The sequence below is a fragment of the Nakamurella antarctica genome, from assembly GCF_003860405.1.
GTDB classification, from domain to species: Bacteria; Actinomycetota; Actinomycetes; order Mycobacteriales; family Nakamurellaceae; genus Nakamurella; species Nakamurella antarctica.
The window spans coordinates 2,957,651-2,972,331 of the sequence record NZ_CP034170.1; the positions used below are offsets into that span (position 1 = coordinate 2,957,651).

At 60.6% G+C, this 14,681-nt stretch carries 13 protein-coding genes and 1 pseudogene; 7 read left to right on the forward strand and 7 right to left on the reverse strand.

The genetic code is table 11. From position 1 onward, the window contains the following. Nucleotides 1-79: 79 nt before the first annotated feature. On the reverse strand, nt 80-208 hold the full coding sequence (locus tag EH165_RS16580) for a hypothetical protein (RefSeq protein ID WP_277870503.1): 129 nt from the start codon (nt 206-208) through the stop codon (nt 80-82). Between the two features lie 217 nt (nt 209-425). Here EH165_RS16580 and EH165_RS13280 point away from each other — a divergent pair, with 217 nt between their 5' ends. Together EH165_RS13280 and EH165_RS13285 are read left to right on the forward strand one after the other, a co-directional pair. Continuing rightward, complete coding sequence (locus EH165_RS13280; protein ID WP_206425961.1) at nt 426-749, forward strand: DUF1490 family protein; 324 nt, start codon at nt 426-428, stop codon at nt 747-749. Nucleotides 750-810: 61 nt separating this feature from the next. After that, nucleotides 811-3,045 carry a heavy metal translocating P-type ATPase gene (locus EH165_RS13285; RefSeq protein WP_124799877.1) on the forward strand — a complete coding sequence of 745 codons (2,235 nt, stop codon included), beginning with the start codon at nt 811-813 and terminating at the stop codon, nt 3,043-3,045. A 105-nt stretch (nt 3,046-3,150) separates the two neighbouring features. Here the strand turns inward: EH165_RS13285 and EH165_RS13290 are convergent, their stop codons facing one another. After that, nucleotides 3,151-4,227 carry a LacI family DNA-binding transcriptional regulator gene (locus EH165_RS13290; protein WP_124799878.1) on the reverse strand — a complete coding sequence of 359 codons (1,077 nt, stop codon included), beginning with the start codon at nt 4,225-4,227 and terminating at the stop codon, nt 3,151-3,153. A gap of 173 nt (nt 4,228-4,400) precedes the next feature. Between EH165_RS13290 and EH165_RS13295 the strand changes: the two genes are divergently transcribed. From EH165_RS13295 to EH165_RS13310, 4 genes and pseudogenes are all read left to right on the forward strand, one after another. Continuing rightward, entirely contained in the window at nt 4,401-5,498 is a 1,098-nt protein-coding gene (locus EH165_RS13295) for an ABC transporter ATP-binding protein (protein ID WP_124799879.1), read from the forward strand. Between the two features lie 147 nt (nt 5,499-5,645). Next, nucleotides 5,646-6,593, forward strand: coding sequence for a metal ABC transporter solute-binding protein, Zn/Mn family (locus EH165_RS13300; RefSeq protein WP_164479235.1), 948 nt, complete (start codon nt 5,646-5,648; stop codon nt 6,591-6,593). Nucleotides 6,594-6,669: 76 nt separating this feature from the next. Then, nucleotides 6,670-7,389: pseudogene (locus tag EH165_RS13305) on the forward strand (metal ABC transporter ATP-binding protein); the annotation flags it as partial. A gap of 13 nt (nt 7,390-7,402) precedes the next feature. After that, nucleotides 7,403-8,287: a metal ABC transporter permease gene (locus EH165_RS13310; RefSeq protein ID WP_124799882.1), complete on the forward strand. Its 885-nt coding sequence runs from the start codon at nt 7,403-7,405 to the stop codon at nt 8,285-8,287. 25 nt (nt 8,288-8,312) lie between these two features. Here EH165_RS13310 and EH165_RS13315 read toward each other — a convergent pair whose 3' ends face one another. Next, nucleotides 8,313-8,747: a pilus assembly protein TadG-related protein gene (locus EH165_RS13315; protein ID WP_124799883.1), complete on the reverse strand. Its 435-nt coding sequence runs from the start codon at nt 8,745-8,747 to the stop codon at nt 8,313-8,315. Nucleotides 8,748-8,963: 216 nt separating this feature from the next. Between EH165_RS13315 and EH165_RS13320 the strand changes: the two genes are divergently transcribed. Next, on the forward strand, nt 8,964-10,004 hold the full coding sequence (locus tag EH165_RS13320; protein ID WP_124799884.1) for a LacI family DNA-binding transcriptional regulator: 1,041 nt from the start codon (nt 8,964-8,966) through the stop codon (nt 10,002-10,004). Here EH165_RS13320 and EH165_RS13325 read toward each other — a convergent pair. From EH165_RS13325 to EH165_RS13340, 4 genes are all read right to left on the reverse strand, one after another. Further along, entirely contained in the window at nt 9,981-11,222 is a 1,242-nt protein-coding gene (locus EH165_RS13325) for an alpha/beta hydrolase (protein WP_124799885.1), read from the reverse strand. The two genes, EH165_RS13320 and EH165_RS13325, sit on opposite strands and share 24 nt — an antisense overlap. A gap of 8 nt (nt 11,223-11,230) precedes the next feature. Beyond that, nucleotides 11,231-12,118, reverse strand: coding sequence for a carbohydrate ABC transporter permease (locus EH165_RS13330; protein WP_124799886.1), 888 nt, complete (start codon nt 12,116-12,118; stop codon nt 11,231-11,233). After that, the gene (locus tag EH165_RS13335; protein WP_239020580.1) at nt 12,115-13,032 is read right to left on the reverse strand and encodes a carbohydrate ABC transporter permease; all 918 of its coding nucleotides are present in this window, start codon (nt 13,030-13,032) and stop codon (nt 12,115-12,117) included. The genes EH165_RS13330 and EH165_RS13335 overlap by 4 nt, the downstream gene beginning before the upstream one ends. 68 nt (nt 13,033-13,100) lie before the next feature. Then, complete coding sequence (locus EH165_RS13340; RefSeq protein ID WP_124799887.1) at nt 13,101-14,438, reverse strand: ABC transporter substrate-binding protein; 1,338 nt, start codon at nt 14,436-14,438, stop codon at nt 13,101-13,103. Between the last annotated feature and the right edge of the window lie 243 nt (nt 14,439-14,681).

The following is a 14,681-nucleotide window of genomic DNA, read 5'->3' on the forward strand; positions in this document are numbered from 1 at the left end:
GCGCCGATGACGGGCGATCCCGGAAGTGATCCGGCCGAGATCGCCCGTCATCCACTTTCGCCGCAGCAACCACCGCGGCCTACTCGCCCTCCTCGGCGAACAGATCTTCCACTAACGCATTTGAACAAGTCGGGTGCGCCGTGGAAGTCGCATTGAAGTCCATCGCGTCCATCGACTCGAAAACTCCTCTGATGTCAAGCTTCTCCATATCAATCACCTCCTTCCGCTCTTGGTTTAATGATAATGAGTATCATATAGAAGTGATGTGCGCGACTCCTGGGCCGAAATATTGACCGTCACTCTTGCCTGCTGCGCGCTCACATGACGCAATTCATCGAGGGTGCGGCAGGCGTCACCGTTGCGGCACGGTCGTTCGATGCGGACTTGTCGCAGCTCGGAAGGTCGTAGGGTGAATAGACAGGCAGATGGTTCGCCCACGACCGAAACAACGTAAGGAAGGCAACGCAATGTTTATTGGAATTCTTGCTCGTCAGGCCGCTCATGCGGCGATCACTGGAGTAGTCGGGGTGGCAATTGTCAACGCTGTGAAGGGCTCCGGCGGACGTAACGTGGTCAAGAAGGCGGCCGTAGGAGTTGCCGAACTCGGCCTTCGGAGTGCGAGAGTGGCTGAAGCGGGCGCCGAAAACGTGCGGCTGGCAGCTGCGGATGTTATGGCCGAGGCCAAACAACGAGTGGGCGGAGAAGTCAAAGCTCCGGGTGTGCACACCGGAAACGATCACCAGCACTGACGCCGTCCCTTCCCGTGACCTAGCGCAATAAGCTCTCCCGAGAAATGAGTGCCATCGCATCATGAGCTTGCCCACGCTCCCCGAAACCGGCATCACAGTCCTGTCTGATGCGGCCGGTCGGATCCGATATTTTGCGCCATTGCTACGCGGGTCGGTGTCCAGAGCCGTCGCGGTCGAAGATGCGATCAAGGACCTGCACGGAGTGCGCGCGGTGCACGCTTACCCCAGATCAGCTTCGGTGGTTATCTGGTTCGACCCGCACCCCCAGCGAGGATCGGACCGGGAGCGATTCGTCTCCGCCATACTCGCTGGCGGAACTGTCGCGCCCAGCAGCCTGGCCACGCGTGCCCCCTACTCGGCAGAAGTCCGCAACCGAGATCTGGTCCGAATGATGGTGGGCGGCACGGCATTAGCGGTCTTGGGCCTTCGACGGTACGCGTTTCGGCGGCCGCCCGTACTCGGTCCCACAAGTCGGCTGGTCGCGTCCGGGGTCACGCTGTTCACCGGATACCCATTTCTCAAGGGTGCGGTCGCCACACTTCGCGGCAAGCGCACCGCCGGTACCGACGCTCTCGTTTCCGCTGCCACCTTGGCGTCGCTCCTGCTTCGCGAAAACGTCGTTGCACTGACCGTTCTTTGGTTGCTCAACATCGGTGAGTATCTGCAGGATCTGACCCTGCGACGTACTCGACGGGCCATTACCGACTTGCTCTCCGGCGCTGAAACCACCACCTGGCTGCGCTTGCCGGATGGCATTGAACAACGCGTCGATATCGACGACCTGCGCGTCGGCGACGAGGTGGTAATCCACGAGCACATCGCGCTCCCCGTCGACGGAATGATCGTGAGCGGTGAAGGGATTCTGGATCAATCGGCGATCACCGGCGAAAACATGCCGGTGTCAGTGACTGTCGGCGCCACAGTGCACGCTGGCAGCGTGCTTCTGCGGGGTCGTGTCGTCGTGAAAACGGCGGCGGTCGGCCGTGACACCGCTATCGGTCGGATCATTGCCAGGGTAGAAGAGGCGCAAACGGACCGAGCACCAATTCAGACCATTGGAGAGAACTTCTCTCGCCGGTTTGTCCCCATTTCCTTTGGGGTGGCAGCTTTAACCCTGCTGATCACCCGAGATGTCCGACGAGCCATGACCATGTTGCTCGTGGCATGTCCTTGCGCCGTGGGTCTGGCCACCCCAACCGCCATCAGTGCGGCAATTGGCAACGGCGCCCGACGGGGGATCCTGATAAAGGGCGGATCCCACCTGGAGGCAGCGGGCCGAGTCGACGCGATCATCTTCGACAAGACCGGAACTTTGACCATCGGCCGCCCGATCGTCACCGAGGTCATCTCCTTCTCACCAGAGTGGGAACCGGAGCAAGTACTCGCCTACGTCGCCAGCTCAGAGATTCACTCGCGACACCCGTTGGCGCAGGCCGTCATTCGATCCACGGAAGAGCGACGAATAACCATCCCAAGCCACGAAGAGTGCGAGGTATTACTGGGTCTGGGCATGCGCACCCAAGCCGATGGTCGAACCTTGTTGCTGGGCAATTTGGCGCTGCTCAAAAGCGAGAAGGTAAGAGTTTCGCAACCGGCCCGCAACTGGGTGCGCCGCCTGCAGAAGGCGGCCGAGACTCCGCTGCTTCTCGCCGTTGATGGGAAATTGGTCGGTTTGGTGAGCCTGCGTGACGCGGTCCGACCCGAAGCCCGCGAGGTGCTCGACGCCCTGCGAGCCGACGGTGTGAAGCGGCTCATTATGTTGACCGGTGACCACCAAGACACCGCCGCGAAGGTAGCCGCCGAGCTGGGCATTGACGAATGGCGATCTGAAGTTCTGCCCGAAGATAAACAAGACATCGTGCGGGAGTTGCAAGCTCAGGGCTATACGGTGGCGATGGTCGGTGATGGCACCAATGACGCGCCCGCGCTTGCTCTAGCCGACATCGGAATAGCCATGGGAATCTCTGGAACCGATGTGGCGGTAGAGACAGCCGATGTCGCGCTCGCGGGCGATGATCTCCGCAAACTGCTCGATCTTCGAGATCTCGGCAAGCACGCCATCGCGGTAATTGGGCAGAATTACGGAATGTCCATCGCCGTCAATGCCATTGGATTGGCTGTCAGCACCGGTGGCGCACTCTCCCCCGTCATGGCGGCGATCATGCACAACGCTTCGTCGGTTGCTGTAGTGGGAAACAGCTCACGGCTTACTCGATACCGCATCGCCCCGATGCCCGTCGCGCCGCCAGATCCGCAAAACCCCCGCAGAGTGGTCGCTCAGCCCCGGATTTGGTGAACATCCCGGGGCTGAGTGACCACTCGGCCGGAAGCGCGACCCAAAACCGCGACCACCCGGCCCGTCGCGCCCCACGAAGGCGCACAACCGAAACGTGTTCCCTGCTCAGGTCCGAGGCTTGGCCGTCGTGCTGCCCGTCAGGAACTCCGTTTCCAACGACACCCGGCGTGGTTCAGCCCGATGGTTTGGCTCCAGCAGAAGCTGCCCCGCCCTGCGGCCCTTCTCGGTGAACGGTTGACTGACGGTAGTGAGACCGCGCGTTAGCGCCTCTTTAATACCGTCAAATCCGGTGACGGCGACATCTTCGGGCACCCGCTGGTGGCGCCTGGCAAGTTCCTCCATCACACCGAAGGCGAGAATGTCGGAGGTCGCCACCACGGCGGTGATACCCGGGTCCAGGGCCAGGATCTCAGCCGCACCCGACGCCCCCGCCTCGATGGAGTTCTCGAACCTTTCCACCACCGGAATTCGGTCCCAGGCCACGCCCGCGGCCTCGAAACCGTCTTGCAATCCCGCCAACCTGTTGCGCTGTACGTGGTAGTGCGCGCGCTGTTGCCGCGCGATGTCCACCGGCCCATCCCGGTGTTTACGACCCAATCTCATACTCACCACCCCGATCCGCCTGTGGCCCAAAGCCGTGAGGTGGTCAGCGATCTCGCGCATCGCCGCCCTGTCGTCGACGCTCACGAGATCGACGCCATCGGCCAATGGCTGGTCGCAGATCACGGCGGGTACGGGCCGGACCAGTACCGCTTCGAGGTGGGGGTCGTCATCGGGCATGGCGTAGGCAACGAAGCCGTCGACCGCGGCTCCCGCGACAGCACCCACGTCTTCCGCATCGGGGTTGGCGGGGATTAGCAGCAGACCGGTTTTAGCTCTGTCGCATTCGCTGGTCAGCCCTTCTAGGAAGGAGACGAGCGCAGGGTCGCGGAACGCGTACGAAAGCTTCTCGGCCAGGAGCAACCCTACGGCGCCGGCCTTGCGGGTCCGGAGCGAACGGGCGACAGGGTCCGGGCCGGGGTAGCCCAGCGCGCGAGCAGCGTCCATCACCCTCGTGCGCAGCTGCGGGGAGAGCTGATCCGGCCGATTGTAAGCGTTGGAGACCGTGGTCCGGGAGATTCCCAGTTCGGCAGCAAGCGAGGCCAGTGTTGCCGGCGGGCGCCTTCGTGAGATCCGTTCCATGGGAATTAACGTAACCGGCGCGGCTTCGGTATCGGTACAGCAGGGCACCCTTGCCCTGCTGGAAATCGTTTTCCACGAATGTGGGCGCGGGCCTTTCGTTTGGCACCCGTCAATGGCTACAGTGACCTACAGCACTGTTGGAAAACGTTCTCCCATCTTTCGAAAGGCACCACATGGCAACCGTTCAGTACGCCGCAGCCTCCCGCATTTACCCGGGCACTCCGCCGGTCCGAGCCGTCGACAAGCTCGACCTGGATATCGCCGACGGCGAGTTCATCGCTTTGGTCGGCCCGTCCGGTTCCGGCAAGTCCACCGCGCTGCGCATGCTCGCCGGCCTTGAGGACATCAACGAAGGCAAAATCTTCATTGGCGGCCGCGACGTCACCAACGTCCCCCCGAAGAACCGCGATATCGCGATGGTTTTCCAGTCCTACGCGCTGTACCCCCACATGACGGTCGCCGACAACATGGGCTTCGCGCTCAAGCTGCGCGGCGTCCCGAAGGTCGAGATCGCAGCCAAGGTCAAGGAAGCCGCCGGTCTGCTGGACTTGGAACGCTACTTGGATCGCAAGCCCAAAGCCCTCTCCGGTGGCCAGCGCCAGCGCGTGGCCATGGGTCGCGCCATCGTTCGTGAGCCCTCCGTCTTCCTGATGGACGAGCCGCTGTCAAACCTTGACGCCAAGCTTCGCGTTGAAACCCGCGCCAACATTGCCGCCCTGCAGGCGCGTCTTGGCACCACCACCGTCTATGTCACCCACGATCAGGTGGAGGCCATGACCATGGGCCACCGCGTCGCCGTCCTTGCCCCTGGTGGGGTGCTGCAGCAATGCGATGCACCGCGGATGCTCTACGACCGCCCGGTCAACGCTTTCGTTGCTGCCTTCATCGGCTCGCCGTCGATGAACCTCACGACACTGCCCGTCACGGCTGACGGCATCACCATGGGCGAGTCGACGGTCGCGGTACCGCGCGAGCTGCTCGACGAGGTCCACGGCCTGGGCCTGAAGGAAGTCACCTTCGGTGTACGTCCGGAGAATCTGACGTTGTCGTCGGAGGGCCTTTCGATCGTCGTTGACGTGGTGGAGGAGCTCGGCGCGGAGTCGTTCGTCCACGGCCACGATGCCAACGGCGGCCGCATCGTTGCCCGCACCGAGGCGCGCGTATCGGTGAACGCTGGCTCCACGATTCATGCCACTGTTACCAACCCGGAGCACATCCACTTGTTCCACCCGGAATCGGGTGTCCGCCTCGGTTTGGCAAAGGGATTCTAATAGTTCTTTGAAATAGCGATAAGGGCTGGTCAGGGGTGCTTTTCATAGCTCCTGCCAGCCCTTTTTCGCACTCGCATGCGTCGTCATCGGTGCCGAATCTGTTATCTTGAATGGGAACCGTTCCCATTATCGACAGGAGCTTCACCGATGTACGCCCGCCGCAGATCGCTCGCCGCACACCGCACTCCGTTACCCGCTGCACCAGTCGTCATCGCCGGAGTTGCAGTCGCTCTCCTCGCGCTGACTGGGTGCGCGAGCTCCGACAAAGCTCCGGTAGCCGATTCCACCAAGGCCCTGAAAGTGGTTACCTCCACCAATGTGTGGGCCTCCGTAGTCAGCGCTGTCGGCGGTGACAAGGTCAACGTGAGCGCGGTCCTCTCGGACCCCAGCGCCGACCCGCACTCCTTCGAAGCCACCCCGGCTGTGGTGCTTGACCTCTCCAAAGCCGACCTGATCCTCGTCAACGGAGGTGGCTACGACGACTGGGCCCTGACTACCATCGCGTCTCTCCCCGCCGCTCCCCCTGTCCTGAACGCCGTGGACCTCTCCGGGCTGGATACAGGCGAAGGCTTCAACGAGCACGTGTTCTACGACCTTGACTCTGTCGAATTGATTGCCAACAAAGTCGCTGCAGAACTGAGCGCGCTCGCCCCCGCCGACGGCCCTACATTCACCGCTAATGCAACAGCTTTCACCGCCGGCCTCACGGCGCTCAAGACCCGAGCGGCTGCAGTGGGAGCAGACCACCCCGGCACCAAGGCCATCGCGACCGAACCTGTCGCCGGTTATCTGCTCGCAGACATAGGCCTGCAGGACGTTACCCCCGCCGGTTTTTCCCAAGCCGTTGAAGCAGACGCGGAAGTATCCGTCAAAGACCTCGCCGATACCAAGAATCTGCTGTCCACCAAGTCTGCAGCGTTGCTGTTCAACAACATTCAGACTTCGGGCCCGGTGACGGATGAGTTGGTAGCCGCCGCCAAGGCAGCGGGCGCTGGCGTCATAGGTGTTACTGAAACCCTGCCAGCGGGCATCACCGGGTACACGGTGTGGATCGCTGGCACCGTCGATGCTGTCAGCGCCGCTCTGAACGCGTAAATTGACCTCAATGACAGCCGTCCGCCTGCGCGATGCCAGCCTCGCGTACGGCAGCAGGGTGCTGTGGGAAGGCCTGAGCCTCGACATCGAGCCAGGCGAATTTGTGGCGGTGCTGGGTCCCAACGGGGCTGGCAAGACCTCGCTGCTACGTGTTCTCCTTGGCCAGCAAGCACTTTCCCGCGGCAGCGTGGAAGTGGGAGGCAGACCGGTACAACGGGGATCGGCCGGGATCGGATACGTCCCGCAGCAAAAGAACTTTGACCCCGGGCTGCCGGTACGGGCCCGCGACCTCGTGCGCTTCGGTATCGACGGCCATCGCTGGGGCGTCGGTCTGCGCAGTCGCAAGCGGGATGCACTCGTCGACCACGCGCTTGCCCGCGTCAATGCAACGGCCTACGCCGATGTGCCTATCGGCCTGCTGTCCGGTGGCGAACAGCAGCGGCTTCGGATCGCGCAGGCCCTCATCACCGAGCCGGATGTGTTGCTCTGCGACGAGCCGCTACTGAGCCTCGACCTGTCTCACCAAGAATCGGTCAGCGCCCTGATCGACGAAAGACGCAAAGCCACGAACACCGCCGTCATTTTTGTCACCCATTCGCTCGACCCCATAGTCGATAGGGTCGATCGCGTTCTCTACATCGCCGCCGGCCGGTTTCGAGTCGGAACTGTCGCGGAAGTCATTACCTCAGAGGTGTTATCAGAGCTTTTCGGCTCACCAATCCAAGTCCTCGAGGTGGGCGGCCGGTTGCTGGTATTGGGCGGCGAAACCTATCCACACCACCACGAGGAACACTGATGGGCGGCAAGCGATGAGCACGGTCGCCAACTGGTTCTCCCAGTTCTTTTCCTTCACCGACTTCGGCCAGCTACTCCCTCTGGTCAGCGGATCACTGATCGCCGCCGTGATCATGGGGGTGATGGCTGGCGTTGTCGGCCCCATGGTGCAGGCGCGGGACCTTGCGTTCGCCGTGCACGGGACCGCTGAGCTGTCATTCACCGGCGCCGCTGCGGCATTGTTGTTTGTGGGCAGCGACTTTGTGGTGCAGGGATCCATCGTGGGCAGCGTCATCGCCGCCATCATCTTTGGTTTACTGGGTGCGCGCGCCACCGAGCGAAACTCCTCGATTGGTGTGGTGATGGCCTTTGGTCTAGGCCTCGGGGTCATGTTCATCGCGCTCTACAAAGGCAGGTCTGCCAACAAGTTTGGGGCCTTGGTCGGCCAACCGTCTGCGGTCAACGGGAACCAGCTAGTGACCCTTTCCATCGTTGCTGTACTAGTGCTGGCTGCGATGGCAGTCTTGTGGCGGCCGCTGTACTTCGCGTCGGTGGACACCGAAGTTGCCATATCTCGAGGGGTCCCCGTCCGGCTGTTGGCCCCGATCTTCATGGTGGTACTGGGGCTTACCGTGGCAATGGCAGTGCAGATTGTTGGTGCGTTACTAGTGCTTTCGCTGATGATCACGCCTACCGCAGCGGCGACGCGGGTGACGGCCTCACCCGTGAAGGTCGTGTTGCTGTCAGGGCTGTTCGCCACTGTGTCGGCCGTGGGCGGAGTGTTGCTCGCGCTGTCGCCGGGGCTGCCCATTAGCCCGTACGTCACGACGATCTCGTTCGCGATCTACCTCGGCTGCCGCGTCGTCGGCTCCCTCCGCGGGCGCCGGGGGTGGTCCAAGCGCGGCGTCGTCGTGGCGTGACTTTCGAATCGGTGTAACGACCGTCTTAGTTGAACCTCGGTTGGCCTACGGCGTCTACGTTGCGTTCGAGGGTAGGGGTGCCGAAGATCCCGCCGAACGTAATGGGAACGTCGGCGCGGCATCGCGCGAGGACGATGCCTTGGTCGATGGTGATGGTGAATAGCACTCCGGAGCCCCTGATCGAAAGGTATTCACTCGCAGCGTCGTACACGCTGGTGATCGAGGCTTGCGACGAGGCGGCAATAGCGCTCGGCGCCGCATCGGCCGCAGCTTGGGCGGCTCCATCACACTGCCGTTGAAGTTTTTGTCCGCCAAGGAACGCCGAGCCAGCCGCGACGACTCCTGCGGCGAGGATTAACAGGCACAGCGTCATTCCGATGACGAGAGGCGAGACACTCCCCCTGTCTCGGCCTAGGGGCAGAGCTGCCCGTTGCGCCCGTCCCCCTGTATTTTTGGCCATAACCGCCCCCCGATGGTGTAACGGTAATCATGCACCACCATCGGGCTGGGCGTAAAGGAGTCGACCTCTGTTCGGGTGGCGCCTGGGGCTGCGTCCGCCGCCGCGCCCGTAAAAAGGTGAGATGTGTGGGAAGGCGTCATGGGGGATGCGACTTGGTGGGAGCGCTACCATTGCAATTTGCAGGCGCACTGAACGGACAAGTCGACGGAGAGATTTTTGACAGACCACTTGGACGCGCGGGCCGTACGCATGGTCGATGTCGCGAAATTCGCCGGTGTCTCGCAGACCACCGCTAGCCGCGCCCTTAGCGGATTCAAGAGTGTTTCACCAGCGACGCGCGCGGCCGTCGAAGAGGCCGCCCAAACGCTGGGATACGAGATCAACCTAGCCGCAAGGTCTTTGGCCAGTCGTGGATCTCAGTCCATTGGCTTCGTCGTGGCAGAACCCTCAGCCCATCTGTGGGGTGGCACCTACTTTCCTCGTCTTCTCCAAGGGATTACCGAGGCCACCGAAGGCGCGAACCAGCAGCTGGCGATCTTCATGCCACAACCAAATATCTCGCATCAACGACTTCGGCGCTACCTCGCCCAAGGCCATGTCGACGGCCTTTTGCTGATCACCTCGACCCGGCAGGATCCGCTGCTCGTTGACCTGATGAGACGAGGAATGCCGGTCGTCGTTGGGGGCCGTCCCATTGGCGTTGCCGGAGCAAGTTTTGTCGATGTCGACAACTCGCACGGCGCGGCCATGGCCACTTCACACCTGTTCGAGCGGGGATATTGCAATCCCGCCCACATCGCAGGTCCCACCGATACCGCGGCCGGCGAGGACCGGCTCAGCGGGTACTGCACGGCTATGACGAGTCGGGGCCGGACCCCCGTCTTCCGTGAGGCGACAGACTTTAGCTTTCAACAGGGCGCGGAGGTGGCGCTCGCAATAATGCGCGAACACCCGGAAACCGACGCTATTTTTGCCGCCGGCGACTCGATGGCGATGGGCGCACTGACTGCGCTTCGGACAATCGGCAGAGATGTCCCGGGAGATGTGGGGCTGATTGGCTTCGATTCATCAGAGCCTGCTGCACAAGCCATCCCGCCGCTGTCCAGCATCTACCAACCCGTGGAGCAACTGGGAAGCGAAATGGTTCGTCTCATCCTCGCTCGAGTCAAAGACCCCGCGCAACCGGCTCAGCAGAGGATCCTGGGCACGCGTCTCGTTGCTCGTGATTCCTCCTCAGGTCCCGTCGTTCGCCGCTGACTTCCCCTCGCCCGCAACGAAGGTTGCCAGCTTGTTAAAGAGCTTGTCGAAATTGTCGCCCGGTTCGTGCGTCCCGGCACCGACGCGGAGCTCGTGAGCCACACCCAGCGCGCGTAGCTCGGCGGACAGTGCTTCCGCCCCGTTGTCTGCAAAAAACTCGTCGTCCGTCCCCGCTTGCAGTGCGATGAAGCTCAGGGAACGTAATTGGCTGGCAAATCTTGATGCACACCGTACGGGATCGTGCGCCAACCACGACGACCATACTGCGAGATCGAGTCGCCCATCCCGGCCGAAAAGGTACTCGGCCTCGCCATTCGCGTTCTGCGTGAATGCCGCGGCGAGCATGTGTTGGTCGAAAAGAGGCGCATCTTGTGGCTCCCACATCCCTCTATCAATCACTGGCGCGCCGGAGTGCGGTGCGGCCGCATCGAGAATGCGTGCGGCTTGGACAACACTGTGCCGCGCCCAAAAGTTGGCCATCGAACCGTCATACGCATCCCTGAGCCGTCGGGTCGATGGGCTGAACGTCTTGAGAAAAACACCCTCGAAGAGGCAATCCGCTGCAAGCATGGCCAACGACGAGAACACATCCGGCCGCGTCGTACAGGCCACCCATGCACCGAATCCGCCGGATGAATGGCCAAGCACCGCTCGGCCCTGCCTGCTGCGCAGCGTGCGGAAGGCGTCGTCAACGAAGGCGGTCACGTCGTCGACGAGGTAGTCGTGATAGCGCCCGATGGCTGGAGAATTTACATACTGACTTCCGCCGACGGACGTCCAGGCGTCCACCAGCACCACAATTACTTCTGTCTGGCTCGGCGCCAGGATTTCGTCGATCCGCTCCAGCAGGCTTCCACTCCCCCGGCCGCGCTTGAGCCAGTAACCGACATCGGTCATCGCCCCGTGGAGAAGATAGATAACTGGGTAGCGCTTCGCAGGATCGCGCGGGTAAGACTCGGGAAGGTACACGATGATCGGCCGCATGGTCGGATCTTGGAGCCGGTTGCCCTCCAAGGCAGTGCTTTCGAAATAACGCAATTCTGCCGATCCGTTGGCGAGAATGTTCCGATCCAGCAAACCGGCAAGATCTGCCCAATGTGGTCCCGGTAGCAACGGTGCTGCTGGGAAGCGTTCTTCTTTCCCGTGCAGATTTCCAGTCGGCTGTATCTGTGGCCCTAGGTATCCGTTGTCGCCGATCTGTTCGGCGTGCTGACTCACTCGTTCCCTCACCCCTTCACCGACCCCGTGGTCAATCCGGCCTTCCAATATCGTTGCAGGGAAAGAAAAGTAATTACCAAGGGCACGACAGCCACCAGTGAGCCGACCACCGTCAGCAACAGTAGTTGGGGATTTCTGCTGATTTGAGACTGCCAGCTATAAAGACCCAGGGTTACCGGGAAAAGTCGATCATTTTGCAACATAATGAGCGGAAGGAAGAAGTTGTTCCAAATGCCTACGAACTGAAACAAAAAGACCGTCACCAGCGCGGGCGATATCAGCCTGAGAACTACAGCCCTGAATATCTGCCACTCGTTAGCTCCGTCAATACGGCCCGCCTCTAGCAACTCGAGCGGCACCGCGGCCTGAGTATAAATCCGGCTGAGATACACACCGAAAGGACTAATAATGCTGGGCAGGAGGACGGCCAAATAAGAGTCGGTCAGCCCCACTTTGGCAAAGGCAAGAAAAGTCGGCAACGCGAGCGCCGTAGCGGGCACCAACACGCTACCCAGGATGAGCGAAAAAATTGCTTCTTTACCCCGGAAACGGTAGACCGCCAAACAATAACCAGCACACGCCGCCAAGACGGTGCCGACCAAAGCTCCGACGCCGGAATACAGAAGGCTGTTCAGCATCCACTGACCGAAAACATGGTCCTGTTCTGAGAACAGCTCTTGGAGGTTTTGAAAAAGTTGTGGTCGGAGGAACCAAAAGCCGAAGGATGAAACTAGGTCGGGACGGCTTTTTGTGGCGGCCACCACGAGCCAAAATACGGGGAGCAGGAAGTAACCGGTCGCAACTAGCAACACAATGTTCACCGCGACTGGAGCCGCACCAAATTTGCGCTTGATCCGAACGGAGGTCGACGGCGTGTTGGTGGTGTGGGAGGTCATGAGGTGCCGTTCCACCGCGTGGTAAACCGGAGAAATCCAAACGAAAGGACGAAGCTCACGCCAGCAATCAGAACCGATAATGCTGCTGCGTAGGAGTAGTCGTTGGCGCTCGCAGCAGAGTAGGACGCCATGGTCGGCGTGTAGGTAGAGGTGATCGTAGTTGTGATTGTTTTTAAGACTTCCGGCTCGGTAAACAGCTGCAGCGTGCCAATAATCGAAAATACTGCGGTGAGAACCAAGGCCGGAGCAATCAACGGAACTTTGATGTGAAACGCCAGCCTCAACGGCCGGGCGCCGTCAATCGACGCTGCTTCAAGAATATCGCTGGGCAACGCTTGGAGAGCCGCATAGATAATGATCATGTTATAGCCCGCGTAAGTCCAGGTGACCACATTCGCGATTGACCAAAGAATATGGTCGGTTCCCAGAAAATCAGGATGCAGCCCCACCGCTTCGAGTCCGCTGACGATGGGCGAGAGCCGAGGGTCGTAAAGAAACCCCCACATCAGGGCCGCCACCACTCCAGGTATTCCGTACGGGGCAAACACCGCGAGCCGATGGAACCGCTTGAGACGAGCGGATTGGGTGTCGAGAAGTAGTGCTACCAGCAACGCAATACCCATCATTACCGGTACTTGAATTACTCCGAACAGCAGTACCCGCATAATGCTGGCGACGAAGTCAGAGTCAGATAGCGCCCGCTGGTACTGCGCAAACCCAGCCCACACCGTGGTGGGGGTTCCGAAGAGTCCGGCTACCCGTTCCACTTTCTGAAGGCTCTGAACTACCGCGTAGCCGATGGGACCAATAAAGATCAGGAGAAACGGGATGAGGAACGGCAAAAGGAAAGCCGCTGGGGCGATGCGACTACCTAATCGCCTTCTCTTGGGCGCGTCAACAACTGAAGCTGACATCGAATCCTCCATTGAAAAGACAGTGCCGGCCACGTGATGATCACGTGGCCGACACCGTCGAGGTACACCTAGTTGACGACTTGGAGACCCTGAGCCTTTATCGAATCGATTGTTTTGGCCTGAGCGTCTTTCAGCGTGTCTTGCAGAGTTCCCTTTCCAGCAAGAGCATTCGCTATCCCATCGGCCATAAAACGGTAGGTATCCGTCATTGTCGGGCCCCAGGTGAAGTCGTTATTGACTTGTGCGGCCGCAGTTTTGAACGTGTCGAAGATCTTTTGACCGCCATAGAATTCGACGCCGCTGGTAAGCGCGGAGTCATCGGCACCGGCTTTGCTTGCCGGGTAAATGCCAGTTTCTTTGATGAGGATCGCGACAGCTTCCGGATCGGAGTTCAGCCACAGTAGGAACTTTGCCGCCTCATACGGATGCTTGCTTGTGGCCATGACCGCCGTTGACGAGCCGCCCCAGTTGCCATTTGCAGTATCGCCGGCCTTCCACTGTGGGATGGGCGCGACAGCCCATTTGCCAGAGGTATCGGGCGCGCCATCGCGGATAGTCGACCATCCCCAAGGGGCACTGACCCAGGTGAGGACCTTATCCGTGTCCCACGCCTTACTCAAAGCTTCGGAGAATCCTTGGAGATCTGTTGAGACGAGCTTCTGGTCGATCATCTTCTGCCAATAGGCGGCAACTTCTTGGGCTTGCGGGGAGTCGATCGAAACCTGCCACTTGTCGCCCTGGGTTCCGAAAAGTTTTGCGCTGTTCTGCCAGAGAAGTCCGGTGAACCAGTTCGGGTCAGTCTGCGAGAAATGAGTTATTTCGTAGCTGGGGTCGGCTGCTTTCAACTTGACGGCATCGTCGTAATACTCCTGCCAAGTGGTGGGCGCAGCCAGTCCATACTTATCGAAGATATCTTTGCGGTAGTACAGCCCCAGTGGGCCAATATCCTGCGGGACCGCGAAGACATTTTTGCCCTCGCTCACTTGACTCCAGGTCCAGTCAACGAACTTGCTTGCAGACGTCCCCACATCGGCGCAGCCGGAGATGTCTTTCAACCCGTTAACCAACCGAAAGCTCGCTACCGTGTCGTACTCGATGGGTGCGATGTCCGGGGCCGTTCCTGCCTTCAGCCCGTTGAACAGGTTTTGGTACGTTCCAGCATTACCGTTGGGAACGGTCTTGAGATCCACATGAATATCTGGGTTCTTCTCATTCCACAGGTCTACCGCTTTATCCATTCCCGTACCCCAGTTCCAGAAGGTCAAATCGACCTTCCCGCCAGCTGGAGCACAAGAACTAGCGGAGTCAGAGCTCGTGGTGGTCGACGTTCCTGACGAGCAACTAGCGAGGGCGATAGCGCCCGTCAGCACCGCTGCCAACGCCACACTTCTCCGAATCTTGGCCATGGGGATCCTCTGGTCTTAGTCACTGGAATATGCGAGAACACGCGTGCAACAGAATGACTGCGCATTCATAGCATAAGCAAGTCCGTGTGACTGTCAACACTTTTTTCCAGATTTGTCTGGGAAGGTGCGCTCGCTGCGCGGTGTCGTTAGCTGGGCTGCGCGGTGTCGTTAGCTGACGTCCTCGTGGCCAGAACCCGACCTATCGTTCTGGCCACCCGCTTTGGTCCGCGCGCCACCCGCTGG